At 45.7% G+C, this 16,903-nt stretch carries 12 protein-coding genes; all 12 read right to left on the minus strand.

Annotation, left to right across the window (positions count from 1 at the left end):
• Positions 1-196 precede the first annotated feature (196 nt).
• Entirely contained in the window at positions 197-2,923 is a 2,727-nt protein-coding gene (gene secA / locus AB4154_RS13485) for a preprotein translocase subunit SecA (protein ID WP_017059292.1), read from the minus strand.
• A 390-nt stretch (positions 2,924-3,313) separates the two neighbouring features.
• Complete coding sequence (gene lpxC / locus AB4154_RS13490) at positions 3,314-4,231, minus strand: UDP-3-O-acyl-N-acetylglucosamine deacetylase (RefSeq protein ID WP_010434751.1); 918 nt, start codon at positions 4,229-4,231, stop codon at positions 3,314-3,316.
• A gap of 96 nt (positions 4,232-4,327) precedes the next feature.
• Positions 4,328-5,557 carry a cell division protein FtsZ gene (gene ftsZ, locus AB4154_RS13495; RefSeq protein WP_017059291.1) on the minus strand — a complete coding sequence of 410 codons (1,230 nt, stop codon included), beginning with the start codon at positions 5,555-5,557 and terminating at the stop codon, positions 4,328-4,330.
• A gap of 31 nt (positions 5,558-5,588) precedes the next feature.
• Positions 5,589-6,857, minus strand: coding sequence for a cell division protein FtsA (ftsA, locus tag AB4154_RS13500; RefSeq protein ID WP_010434747.1), 1,269 nt, complete (start codon positions 6,855-6,857; stop codon positions 5,589-5,591).
• The gene (locus AB4154_RS13505; protein ID WP_017629344.1) at positions 6,850-7,542 is read right to left on the minus strand and encodes a cell division protein FtsQ/DivIB; all 693 of its coding nucleotides are present in this window, start codon (positions 7,540-7,542) and stop codon (positions 6,850-6,852) included. The genes ftsA and AB4154_RS13505 overlap by 8 nt, the downstream gene beginning before the upstream one ends.
• Positions 7,543-7,820: 278 nt before the next feature.
• Positions 7,821-9,281: a UDP-N-acetylmuramate--L-alanine ligase gene (gene murC / locus AB4154_RS13510; protein ID WP_017059288.1), complete on the minus strand. Its 1,461-nt coding sequence runs from the start codon at positions 9,279-9,281 to the stop codon at positions 7,821-7,823.
• A 13-nt stretch (positions 9,282-9,294) separates the two neighbouring features.
• Positions 9,295-10,356 carry an undecaprenyldiphospho-muramoylpentapeptide beta-N-acetylglucosaminyltransferase gene (gene murG, locus AB4154_RS13515; RefSeq protein WP_017062898.1) on the minus strand — a complete coding sequence of 354 codons (1,062 nt, stop codon included), beginning with the start codon at positions 10,354-10,356 and terminating at the stop codon, positions 9,295-9,297.
• A 12-nt stretch (positions 10,357-10,368) separates the two neighbouring features.
• Positions 10,369-11,565 (minus strand): cell division protein FtsW, encoded by a 1,197-nt coding sequence (gene ftsW, locus AB4154_RS13520; RefSeq protein ID WP_017059286.1) that lies wholly within the window; start codon positions 11,563-11,565, stop codon positions 10,369-10,371.
• Between the two features lie 22 nt (positions 11,566-11,587).
• Complete coding sequence (gene murD, locus AB4154_RS13525) at positions 11,588-12,904, minus strand: UDP-N-acetylmuramoyl-L-alanine--D-glutamate ligase (RefSeq protein WP_372123298.1); 1,317 nt, start codon at positions 12,902-12,904, stop codon at positions 11,588-11,590.
• 58 nt (positions 12,905-12,962) lie between these two features.
• On the minus strand, positions 12,963-14,045 hold the full coding sequence (mraY, locus tag AB4154_RS13530) for a phospho-N-acetylmuramoyl-pentapeptide-transferase (protein WP_372123300.1): 1,083 nt from the start codon (positions 14,043-14,045) through the stop codon (positions 12,963-12,965).
• Positions 14,042-15,415 (minus strand): UDP-N-acetylmuramoyl-tripeptide--D-alanyl-D-alanine ligase, encoded by a 1,374-nt coding sequence (gene murF / locus AB4154_RS13535; RefSeq protein WP_372123303.1) that lies wholly within the window; start codon positions 15,413-15,415, stop codon positions 14,042-14,044. Before murF ends, mraY begins: the two co-directional genes overlap by 4 nt.
• Positions 15,415-16,899 carry a UDP-N-acetylmuramoyl-L-alanyl-D-glutamate--2,6-diaminopimelate ligase gene (murE, locus tag AB4154_RS13540; protein WP_372123304.1) on the minus strand — a complete coding sequence of 495 codons (1,485 nt, stop codon included), beginning with the start codon at positions 16,897-16,899 and terminating at the stop codon, positions 15,415-15,417. Before murE ends, murF begins: the two co-directional genes overlap by 1 nt.
• Positions 16,900-16,903: the final 4 nt, after the last annotated feature.

Below are 16,903 nucleotides of genomic sequence, written 5' to 3' on the forward strand. Positions count from 1 at the left end.
AACTTCCTTGCGTAACAAAGTAAGCCATGAAATTTACATACAAAAAGAGCCGCCTAAGCGACTCTTTATATTCTATTTGTCAGTTTTATGAAGCTAAGTTGTAGTGTATGAGAGCAAGGCGGTGGCACGGAGCTTACGACTGTAAGTGAGTACCACCAACGCAGCTATCATGCGCTACAGCAACGATTCATTAAACTTACGCGATTTTACCGTGACACTGCTTGTACTTCTTACCGCTACCACATGGGCATGGCTCGTTACGGCCAACTTTACGCTCGTCACGCACTACCGTTTGTGGAGATGCCGCTTCAGCTTCATCGTCAGCTAGCTGGTTTTCAGCTGTTGCATGTTGCGCTTGTGCACGACGCGCCGCTTCTTCAGCTTGAGCTTGACGTTGAGCTTCCATCTTTTCAACTTCTTCTTGTTGCTGAACGCGCACTTTAGAAAGGATGGTAACAACGTCTGTTTTCAGTACATCTAGTAGGCCTTCAAACAGTTCAAACGACTCGCGCTTGTACTCTTGTTTCGGGTTCTTCTGAGCATAACCACGTAAGTGGATACCTTGACGAAGGTGATCCATCGCAGCCAAGTGCTCTTTCCAAAGGCCGTCTAGCGTTTGTAACATCACAGATTTCTCGAAGTTACGCAGTACTTGAGCACCAACCACTTCTTCTTTCTGTTTGTACGAATCAACCGCCATAGCAAGAATACGCTCACGCAATGCTTCTTCATAAAGCTTGTCGTCTTCGTCTAACCAACCTTGAATATCAAAGTCTAGATCGAAGTCATTCTTCAGACGATCTTGCAGACCCGCGATATCCCACATATCTTCAAGAGACTGAGGTGCGATGTATTCATCAATCACTGATGCCAATACATCTTCACGGTTGTGTTCGATCATCTCGCTGATATCGTCAGAGCTCATCAGTTCATCACGAAGCTCATAAACCACTTTACGTTGGTCATTGGCTACATCATCGTACTCAAGAAGCTGCTTACGAATATCGAAGTTACGACCTTCAACTTTACGTTGTGCTTTTTCAATTGAGCGAGAAAGCATCTTAGATTCGATCGCTTCGCCTTCGTCCATACCACTTTGGATAAGACCAGCCATACGATCCGATGTGAAGATACGTAGCAGAGAATCTTCCATTGATAGGTAGAAACGAGAAGAACCCGCATCACCTTGACGACCAGAACGACCACGTAGCTGGTTGTCGATACGGCGAGATTCATGACGCTCAGTACCAATGATGTGCAGACCACCTGACTCAAGCACTTTATCGTGGATTACTCTCCAGTCAGCTTTGATCTTCTCGATCTGCTCTTTGGTTGGATTCTCTAGCTTCTCAACTTGTGCCTGCCAGCTACCACCTAATACGATATCGGTACCACGACCAGCCATGTTAGTTGCGATAGTTACCGCACTCGGCATACCAGCTTGTGCAACGATCTCTGCTTCCATTTCGTGGAATTTAGCATTTAGAACGCTGTGCTTAATTTTTGCTTTTTTCAGTGCGTTAGACAGTAGTTCAGACTTCTCGATAGAAACCGTACCAACCAATGATGGCTGACCAGCAGCTACACGGTCTTTGATGTCTTCAATGATCGCATTGAACTTGTCTTCTTCGGTACGATAAACCACATCTGGCATATCGTTACGAACCATAGGCTTGTTGGTTGGGATAACCACTGTTTCTAGGCCGTAGATAGACTGAAATTCGAAAGCTTCTGTATCGGCTGTACCTGTCATACCTGACAGTTTTTCGTATAGACGGAAGAAGTTCTGGAATGTAATCGATGCTAGCGTCTGGTTTTCATTCTGAATCTTCACACCTTCTTTAGCTTCAACAGCTTGGTGTAAACCTTCAGACCAACGACGACCTGGCATAGTACGACCAGTATGTTCATCAACGATAACCACTTCGCCTTCTTCAGTAACGATGTAGTCGACGTCTTTCTCAAACAGTACGTGTGCACGCAGCGCTGCATTAACATGGTGCAATAGGCTGATATTAGTTGGAGAGTAAAGCGTGTCACCCTCTTCCATCAGGCCGTTTTTGACCATTAGCTCTTCTACAAATTCTTGACCGTTTTCAGTCAGGTGAACCTGTTTCGATTTCTCGTCCATGGTGTAGTGACCTTCACCACGGTACTCTTCAGAATCTTCTTTATCTTGGCGCTCAAGGTTAGGGATCAACGTGTTAATACGCGTGTAAAGATCTGAACTATCTTCAGCTGGGCCAGAGATAATAAGTGGAGTACGAGCTTCATCGATTAAGATTGAGTCAACCTCATCGACAACAGCAAAGAAGCGCTCACGTTGAACACGATCTTCAGCACGGAAAGCCATGTTGTCACGTAGGTAATCGAAGCCAAACTCGTTGTTTGTTCCGTATAGGATATCCGCTTGGTACGCTTCTTTCTTCTCTGGTGGAGCCATGTTTGGCACGTTTACGCCAACAGTCATACCAAGGAATTCAAATAATGGGCGGTTTGTTTCCGCATCACGCTTCGCTAGGTAGTCGTTCACCGTTACTACGTGAACACCTTTGCTAGGTAGGGCGTTAAGATAAGCTGGTAGGGTTGCTGTAAGAGTCTTACCTTCACCAGTACGCATTTCTGCAATTTGGCCAGCATTTAGAACCATGCCACCAATCATTTGCACGTCAAAGTGACGCATGCCGTAAACACGCTTAGACGCTTCACGTACCGTAGCAAATGCTTCAGGTAGAAGTTGGTCTAGCGATTCACCTTTATCTAAGCGCTCACGAAATTCAACCGTTTTTGCTTTTAGTTCTTCGTCTGAAAGTGCTTCAAACGTTGGTTCGAAGTTATTAATTTCTTTTACAATTTTTCTAAGGCGGCGCAGTGTTCTGTCATTGCGACTGCCAATTACCTTTGTCAGCAGCTTAGTAATCATGTGCTTGGAATCTCTTCGTTCTCAGATCGTCCGCGATCTATTTTAAATGCCGTCAGTGTCTCTACTAGCTATGAACTAGTCTTCAGTTACTAACCAAGGATACTGAGATAAATCTAGTATCTTTGATATTGTACTTGAGAGTAGAGTTTTCAAGGCTTGAGTTAAAATTAATGCCCTTTAGTGTAAGTAATTTTCACACCAACAACCATTTATAACCCCATTTGTTTGATGTGCTTGGAACTTTTCTTTCTAATTGCTGATGGATTAGCCAGACTGCAGCTCATTGGGAGACAACTTTCGGATGTTGACGACACTGTATCTGGAAAATAGATACAAAAAAACCAGGTCAATGACCTGGTTTTCGAAATCTTATATTGCTGTAAACAACAATTACGCTAGAACCATTCCTGGTTCAGCAAATGCAACAGGAGAGCCTACTTCTTCTTCGAATGTTGCCCATTCCCAAGCTTCTGCGTCAGCAAGTACTGCACGTAGTAGTTGGTTGTTTAGGCCGTGACCTGATTTGTATGCACGAAACTCACCAATAATAGCGTGTCCACACATGTACAAGTCACCAATCGCATCTAGTACTTTATGAGTTACGAACTCATTGTCAAAACGTAGACCCTCTTCATTAAGAATTCGGTATTCGTCAAGTACGATAGCATTATCAAAGCTACCACCAAGTACTAGGTTTTGAGATTGTAGATACTCAATGTCGCGCATGAAGCCGAAAGTACGAGCGCGAGAGATTTCTTTCACAAAACCTTGTGAAGAGAAATCAAACAACAAACGTTGCTCATCAGATTCAATTGCTGGGTGGTTAAAGTCGATCTCAAAGTCCATACGGAAGCCGTTAAATGGAACAAACTCTGCCCACTTATCGCCATCTTCAAAACGGATAGGCTTTTTGATACGAATAAAACGCTTCGCTGCATTCAGTGTTTCTACACCCGCTTGCTGTAGCAAGTATACGAATGGGCTTGCGCTACCATCCATAATTGGGATTTCAGGAGCATCTACTTCAACAATAATGTTGTCGATGCCCATACCCGCTAAAGCTGCGTTAAGGTGTTCCACTGTAGAGATACGTACGCCTTCGTCATTAACAAGAGCTGTACATAGCATAGTGTCACGAACTGACGCTGGATCAGCTGGGAAATCTACAGGTGGATTTACATCTGTACGACGATAAACAATACCTGTATTTGCAGCTGCCGGGCGAAGAGTAAGTGTGACTTTACGACCAGAGTGGAGACCCACACCAGTTGTTTTCACAATTTCTTTCAGAGTACGTTGTCTGATCATCTGCTTGCCTCGTTATCAGTGCTACAAATCACGGTCAGTATTTACCGACCGCGAATTTTACCATTAATTCGACGATAGTCAAATTTTGGGTATTTGTTAATCAGCCTGACGTCGTAAGAATGCTGGAATATCTAAGTATCCACTCTCTTTCTCAGCCTTAGGTGCTGCACTTTGGCTAGCGCCTGTACCTGAAGAAACAGGTGACGTTGTTGGTTGCGGCTTAACTTGAGGTTTAACCTCAGTTTTTTCTTGCAATGGTTGTGCCACTTTCTCTTCCACTTTTGGTGCAGTTTGAGCCGCTACCTGTGGTTGAGGAGTTGGTGCAACCTTAGCTTTACCACCAGCAACTAATGTAATGTCTGGTTTTTTCTCTGTGCCGATACCTGTTGCTACAACAGTTACACGGATTTCATCCGTCATATCAGGGTCTAGAGAAGTACCAATCACAACTGTTGCGTTATCAGATGCGAATGCCTTAACTGTATTACCTACTGTTTCGAATTCATCTAGACGCATATCTAGGCCTGCTGTGATGTTCACAAGAACGCCACGTGCGCCAGCTAGGTCGATGTCTTCTAGTAGTGGGCTAGAAATTGCCGTTTCAGCAGCTTCTTCAGCACGGTCTTCACCTTTTGCGATACCGCTACCCATCATTGCATGACCCATCTCAGACATTACGGTGCGAACATCCGCGAAATCGACGTTAATCATACCAGGGCGAGTAATTAGCTCAGCGATACCTTGTACAGCGTTTTTAAGTACATCATTGGCACTTGCGAAAGCTTCTAGCAGAGTTACGCCGCGGCCAAGTACTTTAAGTAGCTTCTCATTTGGAATCGTAATTAAAGAATCCACATGTTTAGAAAGCTCTTCAATACCTTGCTCAGCAAACGCTAAACGTTTTTTGCCTTCAAAGCTAAATGGCTTAGTTACAACAGCAACCGTTAGCACACCCAACTCTTTCGCAACTTCAGCAATAACTGGAGCAGCACCTGTACCAGTACCACCGCCCATACCAGCTGCGATAAATACCATATCTGCGCCAGTTAGAACTTCTTTAATTCTTTCTCGATCTTCGAGAGCTGCATCACGGCCTACTTGTGGGTTTGCACCAGCGCCCAAACCTTTAGTGATATCACCACCAATTTGGATCACGCTGCTCACGCTTGTTTTACGAAGTGCTTGTGCATCAGTGTTAACACTGATGAATTCTACGCCTTCGATTGATTCACGTACCATGTGCTCAACAGCGTTACCGCCACCGCCACCAACTCCAACGACTTTAATTACTGCATCGTCAGACATTTCCATCATCGGTTCAAACATGTGTTATCTCCGTTTTTTCCTGCAACTCAGGTTAAAACTCTTTTTGTATCCAATTACGCAATTTGCCAAATAAACCAGACATAGAAGGTGCTGAACGCTTAGGTTCGCTGTAATCACCTTCATCACTGATCTGACAATCTCTTGCGTAATGAAGTAAACCAACCGCCGTAGAATGATACGGCTCTTTAACATAGTCAGTTAAGCCACTAACTTCTAACGGCTTACCAACTCGAACTTGATTGCGGAAAACACGTTCCGCACACTCTACCAATCCGTCAATTTGTGCCGCTCCACCAGTGAGAACGACGCCAGCTGCAAGGTGGTGTTTAATACCTTCATCTCGTAGCTGTAATTGAACCGTATCAATAGTTTGGTTAACGAGACCCATAAGTTCAGTGTAACGTGGTTCAATCACTTCCGACAAAGTTTGTCGTTGCAAACTTCTCGATGGGCGACCACCAACACTTGGGACGTTAACAGAGTCATCCTTGCTTACGAGTTCACTCAGAGCGCAACCATGGTTTACTTTTATCTCTTCAGCATCGCTCACTGGCGTGCCGAAAGCGAAGGCAATATCACTGGTTACTGCATTTCCTGCGTAGGAAAAGACTTCTGTGTGTCGAAGTGCGCCGCCAGTCCAAATGGAAATATCCATTGTACCCGCACCGATATCGACAACACATACTCCAAGCTCTCTCTCGTCTTCAGTAATTACCGCATTGCTTGAGGCAAGTCCTGAAAACACGATTTGTTCTACTGTGAGACCACATCGTTCAACAGCTTTAATAATGTTTCTCGCCATGTCGCTATGGCAAGAAATTAGGTGAACACTGACTTCCATTCGAACACCAGATAAGCCAAGTGGGTTCTTAATCCCTTCTTGATAATCAATGGTAAATTCTTGTGGGATCACGTGCAGAATTCTCTGCTCATCACCTATTTTAATTGATTTCGCGGTATGGATCGCTCGATCCATATCGTCTTGAGACACCTCTTCATCAGAGATAGTGCCCATGCCTTTTTCAATTCGGCTTGCGATATGTTTACCCGATAGCGAGATAAATACATTGCTGATTTGGCATTCCGCCATCAACTCTGCTTGATCAATAGCTCGCTGAACCGACTTAACTACCGACTCTAGGTCGTTTACACCACCTTTATCCATACCTCTGGATGGGCTTTGCCCAGAACCAATGATATTGATTTGACCATCAGGCAATATTTCACCAACCAGAGCTGATATGGTCGCAGTGCCTATATCAAGACCAACGATTATGTTGTCATCTGCGGTCTTAGTCATCTGTGCTCTCTTCTAACTCTTGCTCTGGAAACCAGCCTACAGCGGCTCCCGTATCATACCTGAGGTCGATGTAGCTCACTTGATTCGCTTTACTACCAAGTTCGTTGTAAAGCGAAATGAAGCGTTCAACACGCTCATCTAAAGAATCTTTACCTAGTTCTAAACGGATACCGTTATCTAGGATTATTTGCCAAGCGCGACGCTCATTGAGAACGAGAGAGGTAACGGTTAACCCTAGACTGTTAATCAAAGGGGTTATCTGTCGCCACTTTTCTATCACTTCTTGGCTGGTGCCGTCTGGGCCGTAAAGCTTAACTCTATCGCCCTTCAACAGGCCGATATCACCATTAAACACCTGACCATCGTCATTCAGCAGCATGTTACCGTTCCAGATTGCTGCCGCATGGTACTCAGTCAAAAATACTTTTATTGTGTCTGGCCACTGCTTACGAATGGAGACCACTGAAACCCAAGGTAACGCTTCTAAACTGTCTTGCAACACACCGATGTCTTGCGACATGAAGGTTCCAATATGCTCTAGCTCGCCAAAGGCATGTTGAACATCACCAGCGGTTACGTAAGTTAAGTCGCCTTGAAGTACTATTTTGGAGAGAGGCAATCGCTGATCGTCCCACATCCAAGTTAGTGTGGTATAGAAAAGAAACCCAATGAATAGCAATACCATGACAAAAAAAGACCCGCCTAAGGCGTGTTTCTTGAGCGACGGTAAACTGAATAGGTGGCGGTTTTCGCTAAAAGTACTTTCTACCAAAGCCCGCATTCCCTGTCGTTGGTTCGCAATTCTATTCCCTATCTTCGTAATAGAGGTAAAAGCACTTACTTTAACCTATGAATTATACTGAGCAAAATCAAACTATCAAACGTTGATAATAAGATTTTTGGTCAATTTTAGGTCAATCGCAAGAAGTGAGCGATTGACCACAGTCTGTAGACAGTATTCTGTTACGCGTTCTGCATTTTATTAATGTCTAACTGTAACGATTCCAACTGCTTCGCTACTCGACCAACATCGCCTGCACCCTGCGTTAAAACAAGGTCACCGCCTTGAATTACGTTGGCTAAAGCCGATGGCAGTGCGTTGATATCGGCAACAAAGATTGGGTCTATCTTACCACGCCCACGAATAGTTCGACTTAATGAACGTCCGTCAGCCCCTGCAATAGGTTTCTCACCTGCAGAATAAACATCTAACAGAATTAGGACATCAACCTGCTCAAGAACGTTCGCGAAATCATCATACAGATCGCGAGTACGGCTATAACGGTGCGGTTGGAAGATCATAACAAGACGTTTATCAGTCCAGCCACTACGAGCAGCTTGAATCGTCACATCAACTTCGGTTGGGTGATGACCGTAATCATCGACCAGCATTGCAACGCCTTTACCTGTTTCATACTCACCTAGGTGATCGAAACGGCGACCCGTGCCTTCCGTTCCCGCCATCGCTTTGAGAATCGCTTCATCGCTGATGTCATCTTCTGTTGCAACAGCAATCGCAGCCGATGCATTCAATGCGTTGTGGCGACCTGGAATGTTCAACGTGATATCTAAGTTAGCTTTACCTTCACGTACAACCGTAAACTTGCCTTGTTGACCTTCTTGTACGTAGTTTTCAATACGAATATCTGCGTCTTCAGAGAAACCGTAAGTAATCACCTGGCGGCTCACCTGAGGGATAAGTTCACGTACAACAGGATCATCTACACACATCACAGCCTGGCCGTAGAACGGCAGGTTGTGTAGGAAATCGATAAATGTCTGCTTTAGCGTTTCGAAATCGCCGCCATAGGTATCCATATGATCCGCTTCAATGTTAGTTACGATACTAACCATAGGTTGCAGATGTAAAAATGAAGCATCACTCTCATCGGCTTCAGCGATAAGAATACGGCTTGAACCTAAACGTGCGTTAGTGCCAGCACTTTTAACCAAACCACCGTTTACGAAGGTTGGATCTAGGCCGGCTTCCGAGTAAATCTGTGTCACTAGCGCAGTCGTGGTTGTTTTACCGTGCGTACCTGCCACAGCAATACCGTGACGAAAACGCATCAGCTCAGCCAGCATTTCTGCACGACGAACGATCGGTGTGCGCGCTTCACGAGCTGCAATAATTTCTGGGTTTTCTTCGTTGATAGCGGTTGAAACAACCACCACACTTGCGTCGGCAACGTTACTCGCTTGGTGACCGATATAAACGGTCGCACCCTTGCTAACTAAACGATCAGTCACTGGGTTTTGAGCAATATCAGAACCCGTGATCTGGTAGCCTTCATTTAGCAAGACTTCAGCAATCCCGCTCATTCCGGCACCACCAATACCAATGAAGTGGATAGATTTAACACGGCGCATCTCTGGCACCATTGCACGGATTTGCGCTAAGTCTTGGGTATGTTCAATCGTCATCAATTCAATCTCATTATTTTGCTAAAGCTTTAATCGCTTCAGCGACGGTCACATCAGCATCAAGCTTGGCGGCTTGACGAGCTTTTGTTGCCATCATTTTTAATTCATTTCTATCAAGCTGCGCGATAGTGTTCGCTAGCTTATCAGCCGTTAGTTGAGGCTGTTCAATCATTAACGCTGCGCCACATTCAACTAAATGGTCGGCATTCAACGCTTGTTGTCTGTCTTTGTGCATAAACGGAACGAAGATAGAACCGACACCTGCCGCAGACACTTCTGATACGGTTAATGCACCTGAGCGACACACTAATAGATCTGCCCACTCATAAGCTTGCGCCACATCATCAATAAATTCAGTCACTTGAACATTACCAACAGAATGTGATTTGTATTGCTCAATAACTTGTTGTTGATTGTTCTTACCCGCTTGGTGCATCACAGTGAAGCCTTCACCAAGCTGCGCCATCGTTACTGGCAAGGTATCGTTTAGGATTTTTGCGCCCTGACTGCCGCCCATAACCAAGATGCGGATGTCACCATCACGCTCAGCCATGCGTTGCTCGGGTTCAGCTAAGGCAACCACATCTTCGCGTACTGGGTTACCCACCACTTCTGCGGTAGGGAAAGCACCAGGGAAAGCTTGGAAAACCTTTTTAGCAATCTTAGACAGCCATTGGTTGGTTAAACCTGCCACTGCATTTTGTTCATGCAGAACCACTGGAATGCCAGACAACCATGCCGCGATACCACCCGGGCCACTCACGTAACCACCCATGCCAAGTACCACATCAGGCTGCCATGCTTTAATGTGTTGTCTTGCTTGAAGTATGGCATTAATAATCTGGAACGGCGCTTTAATTAACTTGCTAATGCCTTGACCACGCAGGCCTTTCACTTTGATGAAGTCGATTTCAATGCCATGCTTTGGCACTAAATCCGCTTCCATTCTGTCTGCTGTGCCTAACCAGCGAATTTCCCAACCTTGTTGCTGAAGCTTTTTCGCTACTGCTAACCCTGGGAAAACGTGACCGCCAGTACCACCAGCCATCACTAAAAGTTTTTTGTTTTGTTTCATCACGTTAGATTCTTATTCTACTAATTCGTTTTGACTATCAGCTTGTTCTTTTTGTTGCATTCGGCATTCGTGGTCAATGCGCAGCAGCATTGATACCGCCACAGACATAACAATTAAACTCGAACCACCATAACTGATTAGCGGTAGGGTTAGACCTTTGGTCGGAACGATGCCAGATGCAGCACCTACGTTAACAAGCGTCTGAAACGCAAACCAAATACCAATACCAAAAGCCAGATAGCCGCTGAACACTTGATCGTGTTCAAAGGCTTTTTTGCCAATAAAAATGGCTTTAAAAACCAAGCTAAAGATGAGTATCAAGACCAAGGTCACGCCAACAAAACCCAATTCTTCTGCCAACACAGCAAATACAAAATCGGTGTGCGCTTCGGGTAAGTATTCGAGTTTCTGAATTGAGTTACCGAGCCCTTGCCCCATCCAATCACCACGGCCAAACGCCATCAATGACTGAGTTAACTGGTAACCACTGCCGAACGGGTCGTTCCAAGGTTCCCAGAATGAGGTAACACGTCGAACACGATAAGGTTCTATAACAATCAAACCGACGACCGCGGCAATACCTGCCACCATCAAGGCGATAAACTGTGAAAGCTTGGCACCAGCAATGAATAGCATGCCGAACAGGGTCACTAGCATTACGACCACAGTACCTAAATCGGGCTGGCCTAGCAGCAGCACGGCAAAAGCGCCGAATACCATGATCGGTTTACCAAAACCACCGAAGAAGGTTTTTCTCACTTCATCTTGCTTCCGAACCAAGTAGCCCGCCATAAAGATAAACAGCGATAACTTGGCGACTTCAGCGGGTTGTAAGTTAAATAGCCCTAATGGGATCCAACGCGATGCGCCGTTAACCGACTTACCGACGGCTAATACCACAATCAGTAAGAAGAAGGACAAGCCCAGTAGATACATACTGTATTGAAACCAGCGTTGCATCGGGATTTGCAATATGACGCTAGAGACACCTAACGCCAATACAAGGAAGATGGCATGACGGAACATAAAGTGAAACGGCTGATCGGTTAAACGAGCACTGATGGGGAACGAAGCAGACGTCACCATCACCAAACCTGTCAGCATTAGCCCAAGAGCAATCCACACCAATTGACGATCGTAAAGCGCCTCGGGAGTAGCACGGTTTAGCCACTGCCAGATGGATTGATTAATCTCTTTGACTCTTTGCACTGAATGTTAGTCCTTCAACACGTTAAGCATACTCATGAGCAAGCTCAGTGAACGCATCACCTCTTGCCATGAAATTATTAAATTGATCGAAGCTTGCGCACGCCGGAGACAGCATCACCATATCTCCAGCCACCAGCTGTGGCGAGATAGATTCGATTATCTGCTGCATGGTATCGAACTTTTGTGCCGATGGGTGCAGAGGCATGAATTGATCTGCATCTTCACCGAAACAACACAGCTGAACACGCTCAAGTTGCGCCAATACTGGTTCAAGCTCACTAAAGTCAGCACCTTTACCAACGCCGCCAACCAAAAGATATAACGTACCTTGATACTCCAACCCAGACAGGGCTGCCAATGTGCTGGCTACATTCGTTGCTTTGGAGTCATTAACCCATTTGATTTCGCGCTTGTCAGCCACGACTTGGCAACGATGCGTCAAACCGTTATAGGCCTTCAAAGCATCAAGACTTTTGCTGTAGTCGATACCAACTTGCTTCAATAGTGCAAGTGAGACTAACGCATTCGCCACATTGTGACGTCCAACCAATGTTAAATCTTGGGTAGCAAGGACAGGTTTACCGTGATCGACCAACCACTCAGTACTATCAATCGTTGATACACCAAACTCTTGGTTATCTAGGCCAAAAGTCAACAATGGCATTGTCTGGTCAGGGTAAGTCTCTTTGTCTTCACGATTAACAGTCGCACACTGCGCGTTATTAAAGATTCTTAACTTGGCGTCACGGTAATCGGCCATGCCTTGATAGCGATCCATATGATCTTCTGACAAGTTCAAAAAGGCCGCCGCTGCAAGGTTTAGACTGGATGTTGTTTCTAATTGAAAGCTTGAAAGCTCAAGGACATACAAATCAGCATCAAGCTCAAGAAGGTCTAAGGCAGGAATACCGATATTGCCACCAACGCCAACGTTAAGACCGGCAGCCTTAGCAAGCACACCCGTTAGATCGGTCACAGTACTCTTACCATTGGAACCTGTGATAGCCACAACAGGCTTATCTACAGCCCAACCAAACAACTCGATGTCGCCAACGACAGGCGTACCCGCTTGAAGCACATCTTGAATTTCAGGTGTCGCTAAAGCAATCCCTGGGTTAGCAACCACCAGATCAGCCTCAGCTAACCATTGGCTATTCCAGCTTCCAGAATGCAGCTCAACCGACTCAGGCAAAGATTCTTTTCCTGGCGGTAGATCTCGCGTATCAATGACCTTCACATGCGTATGAGGTTGATATTTCACGAGATGTTTAACGACAGAGAGCCCGGTAATACCGAGCCCCACAACCACTACATTTTGAATATTTTGCCAACGTTCCATTTAAACAAGATGCTCTTAATAGTTTTAAAGAGCCTCTAATACAGAGGCTCGCATAGGATTAACGAACTTTCAGTGTCGCTAGGCCAATCAGTACCAATACCATTGAGATGATCCAAAAGCGCACGATAACACGCGGTTCTGGCCAGCCTTTCAGCTCATAGTGGTGGTGAATCGGTGCCATACGGAAAATACGCTGGCCACGTAATTTGTAAGAGCCCACCTGCAGGATTACTGACAAGGTCTCCATTACAAACACACCACCCATGATCACTAGTACCAACTCTTGACGAACGAGTACCGCAATCACACCTAACGCACCACCCAGTGCTAGAGAGCCAACATCGCCCATGAATACTTGTGCTGGGTAAGTGTTAAACCATAGGAAGCCAAGGCCTGCACCAACGATAGCAGTACATACCACAACCAGTTCAGAGGTGTATGGGATGTATGGAATGTGTAGGTATGCTGCAAAGTTAACGTTACCTGTCGCCCAAGCGATAACAGCAAAACCCGCTGCAACCATAACCGTTGGCATAATCGCCAAGCCATCTAGGCCATCAGTTAGATTTACTGCGTTACTGGTACCCACAATAACAAAGTAAGTTAGAACAATGTACAGTAAACCAAGTTGTGGCATCACATCTTTAAAGAAAGGCACCACCAATTGTGTTGCTGCCGTGTCTTGCCCATGAGCATACAGAGCAAATGCTACTACCAAAGCAATAGCCGACTGCCAGAAGTACTTCCAACGAGCAATCAGACCATCAGTGTTCTTACGAACAACTTTACGATAATCATCAACAAAACCAACTGCACCGTAACCGCCTAGAACGACAAGCACTGCCCAAACGTAAGGGTTTGATAAGTCAGCCCAAAGCAAGACTGTAATAATGATCGCAGCAAGTATCATTACACCACCCATGGTTGGTGTACCACGCTTACTGAAGTGAGACTCTGGGCCGTCATTACGAACAACTTGGCCAATTTGCAGCATTTGCAGACGCTCAATTAAACGAGGTCCCATCCACAGCGACAGACATAAAGCCGTCAAAATGCTCGCGATTGCACGAAACGATAAGTATTCGAACAAACGGAAAAAAGAAAGGTGTGGCTGTAGTAGCTCTGCAAGCCAAATTATCATGAAAAGTTCTCCTTTAAAGCAGCGGCTATTTTACTCATTCCTGCACTATTCGCGCCTTTTACCAACAAGGTATGTGACGCGTTTTCTGGCAAGCATAAGTGTTGCTCTATGTGCGCGATCATCGTTTGATGCGTTGCGAAGTGGGTACCATTACAGACCTCACTAATCACCTTGGTATCATCACCGTAAGTGAGTACATGCTCAAAAGCGAATGGGGCAGCATATTCACCGACTTGACGGTGAAGTGCAAGGCTTTCGTCGCCTAATTCAGCCATATTGCCTAAAATCAACCAACGTTGACCTTTGAAGCTCGACAGCAGTTTGGCTGCCGCCTTCATCGCGGGTACGCTGGCGTTATAACTGTCATCTATCAGCTTGATATTCTGACTTAATTGTTGAACCTCAACTCGCCCTTTGACAGAGATAAGATTCGCTAAACCATTTTTTACTTCTTCAAGCGTGGCACCAAACTGAATGCTCAACGCTGCTGAGGCCAACGCATTCGCTACGTTATGCTGACCGATAATGCCAAGCTCAACCGGCAGAGCGCCTTGCGGTGTTTGCATCTCAAAGCACGCTTCGCCCTGCTCATTAATGCGAATATGCTTAGCAAAATAATCTGCCGTGCTGTCGCTTTCAGAAAAGGTCAGTACGTTTTTGTCTGCAAGGACATCTTTCCAGAAGTCACCACCATTGCTCTCTAGGTTAACAATAGCAGTATCACCAGCAGCAAGCCCCTGAAAAATTTCGCCTTTCGCTTGCTTCACACCATCGATAGAGCCAAAACCTTCTAAGTGTGCCGCCGCGACATTGTTCACCAACGCAACCTGTGGTTTAACAAGCTGAGTGGTGTATGCAATTTCACCGATGTGATTGGCGCCTAGTTCGATCACTGCGTAGTCGTCGCTTGACTCACTACGCAGCAGGGTTAACGGTACCCCAATATCATTATTGAAGTTGCCTGCTGTAAACAGCACCTTGCCACGTTGTTGTAGAATACTCGCGACCATCTCTTTGACGGTCGTTTTGCCACAGCTTCCTGTTATCGCCATGGTTGGCACGTTACATTGTTTGTGGATCCAAGCACTTAGCTGACCTAAAGCAAGTTTAGTATCTTCAACAACAACTTGAGTAATATTTAGGTCAAGTTTTCGTTGAACTAATAACGCACTCGCGTTTGCTTCAACGGCTTGATGGCAAAAGTCATGCGCGTCGAAACGCTCTCCAACAATAGCGACAAACAAGGCGCCTTCTTCAACGGTACGAGTATCCGTTGAAACTGCATTGATTACGTTATTGTTCGAGTTGCCCGCTTCAATCAGCTCACCACTGACCACGGAGCAGATTTGCTCAAGTGATACATCAATCATTATGAAATACCTAAAAGTTGAAGCGCAGACTCTCGGTCTGAGTAATGTACCGTTTTATCTTTCAATACTTGGTAATCCTCATGGCCTTTACCAGCCAGAAGAATAATGTCATCGCTGCCTGCCTGCTCAAGCGCAAACTTAACGGCTTGATAGCGATCGTGTTCGACAAACGCAGCTTCAGGTTTACTTAAGCCAGCCAGCATGTCTTTGACAATCAGTGCCGGTTCTTCGCTGCGAGGGTTATCATCTGAAATAATGATTTTATCGGCGAACTGCTCTGCGGTCGCAGACATCATTGGGCGCTTACCAGTGTCGCGATCTCCACCACAACCAAAGATTGCCCACAGTTTACCGGAGCAATGCACGCGCAGTGCTGCCAATGCTTTCTCTAACGCATCGGGCGTATGAGCATAATCGACAACCACCTTGGCTTTGCTCGGAACTTGGAAAAGCTCCATTCGGCCAATCACAGGTTGAAGCTGAGGCGCAGTGTCGACTAAGATTTGCTTGTCGATACCCAAAGAAAGCAAAGTAGCAAAAGCAACCAGTACGTTTGATGCGTTGAACTGACCAATCAGTGGAACAGAAAGCTTCCCTTGCCCCCAGCTACCATCGAAAGAGAGCTTGATACCGGTTTCTGCATAAGCGACATCAGATGCCCACACCGACTGTTGATAGCCCATTAGCGGTAACAGTGAGACTGCAATAGTATTGGATAAGTCCGGCATCCAAGCTTTACCCACTTCGTCATCCACATTGATCACTGCGTGCTTGCATTTGTGTTGAGTAAACAAGCTCATCTTAGCCAGAGCGTACTCTTCCATCGTGCCATGGTAATCAAGATGATCACGACTCAAGTTAGTAAATACACCTACCTCAAAGTCCAAAGCCTTTACTCGACCTTGTACCAAACCATGAGAAGATATTTCCATTGCGGTATAAACCGCTTTTTCTGCAGCTAACTCACTCAGTGTGCGCTGTATTTCGATGGCACTGCCTGTGGTGTTCGCTGCGGTTTTTAGATTGTCTAAGAAACCATTACCTGTCGTGCCCATTACCGCTGAGCGTTGACCGACGAGATCAAGCCATTGAGCAATCAGCTGGGTGATGGTGGTTTTGCCATTGGTGCCGGTAACACCAATCAACTTAGTCGCTTGAGACGAGTAAACACGACCAGCTAACTCAGATAGCACCAAGTTAAGGTTGTTAATGTAAATAACAGGGACAGTATCCAACCATTCAATCAGACCATGAGGCTTTTCAGCATCGGCCTGTGCAATAACAGCATGAGTTCCCAGTGCGACCGCTTTGTCGATAAAACGACGGCCATCAACAGCATGTCCGACTACGGCAACAAAAATATCACCTTCCTTGATGGCTCGGCTATCTAGCTCCAATTGCTCAACAGCAATAGACTCCAGTTCAGGTGAACCAAAGTCTCCCCAAGGAGAAAGTAAAGATGACAGCGTGAGGCTATTACTCATATTG

Origin of the sequence: Vibrio sp. 10N.286.51.B11 (assembly GCF_041469245.1) — a bacterium.
Lineage (GTDB): Bacteria > Pseudomonadota > Gammaproteobacteria > Enterobacterales > Vibrionaceae > Vibrio > Vibrio crassostreae_C.

What these genes read in the sequence shown, in the direction of transcription:
- secA (WP_017059292.1), bottom strand. Translation starts at nt 2,923, where the DNA reads ATGATTACTAAGCTGCTGACAAAGGTAATTGGCAGTCGCAATGACAGA.
- lpxC (WP_010434751.1), bottom strand. Translation starts at nt 4,231, where the DNA reads ATGATCAGACAACGTACTCTGAAAGAAATTGTGAAAACAACTGGTGTG.
- ftsZ (WP_017059291.1), bottom strand. Translation starts at nt 5,557, where the DNA reads ATGTTTGAACCGATGATGGAAATGTCTGACGATGCAGTAATTAAAGTC.
- ftsA (WP_010434747.1), bottom strand. Translation starts at nt 6,857, where the DNA reads ATGACTAAGACCGCAGATGACAACATAATCGTTGGTCTTGATATAGGC.
- AB4154_RS13505 (WP_017629344.1), bottom strand. Translation starts at nt 7,542, where the DNA reads ATGGTATTGCTATTCATTGGGTTTCTTTTCTATACCACACTAACTTGG.
- murC (WP_017059288.1), bottom strand. Translation starts at nt 9,281, where the DNA reads ATGACGATTGAACATACCCAAGACTTAGCGCAAATCCGTGCAATGGTG.
- murG (WP_017062898.1), bottom strand. Translation starts at nt 10,356, where the DNA reads ATGAAACAAAACAAAAAACTTTTAGTGATGGCTGGTGGTACTGGCGGT.
- murD (WP_372123298.1), bottom strand. Translation starts at nt 12,904, where the DNA reads ATGGAACGTTGGCAAAATATTCAAAATGTAGTGGTTGTGGGGCTCGGT.
- mraY (WP_372123300.1), bottom strand. Translation starts at nt 14,045, where the DNA reads ATGATAATTTGGCTTGCAGAGCTACTACAGCCACACCTTTCTTTTTTC.
- murF (WP_372123303.1), bottom strand. Translation starts at nt 15,415, where the DNA reads ATGATTGATGTATCACTTGAGCAAATCTGCTCCGTGGTCAGTGGTGAG.
- murE (WP_372123304.1), bottom strand. Translation starts at nt 16,899, where the DNA reads ATGAGTAATAGCCTCACGCTGTCATCTTTACTTTCTCCTTGGGGAGAC.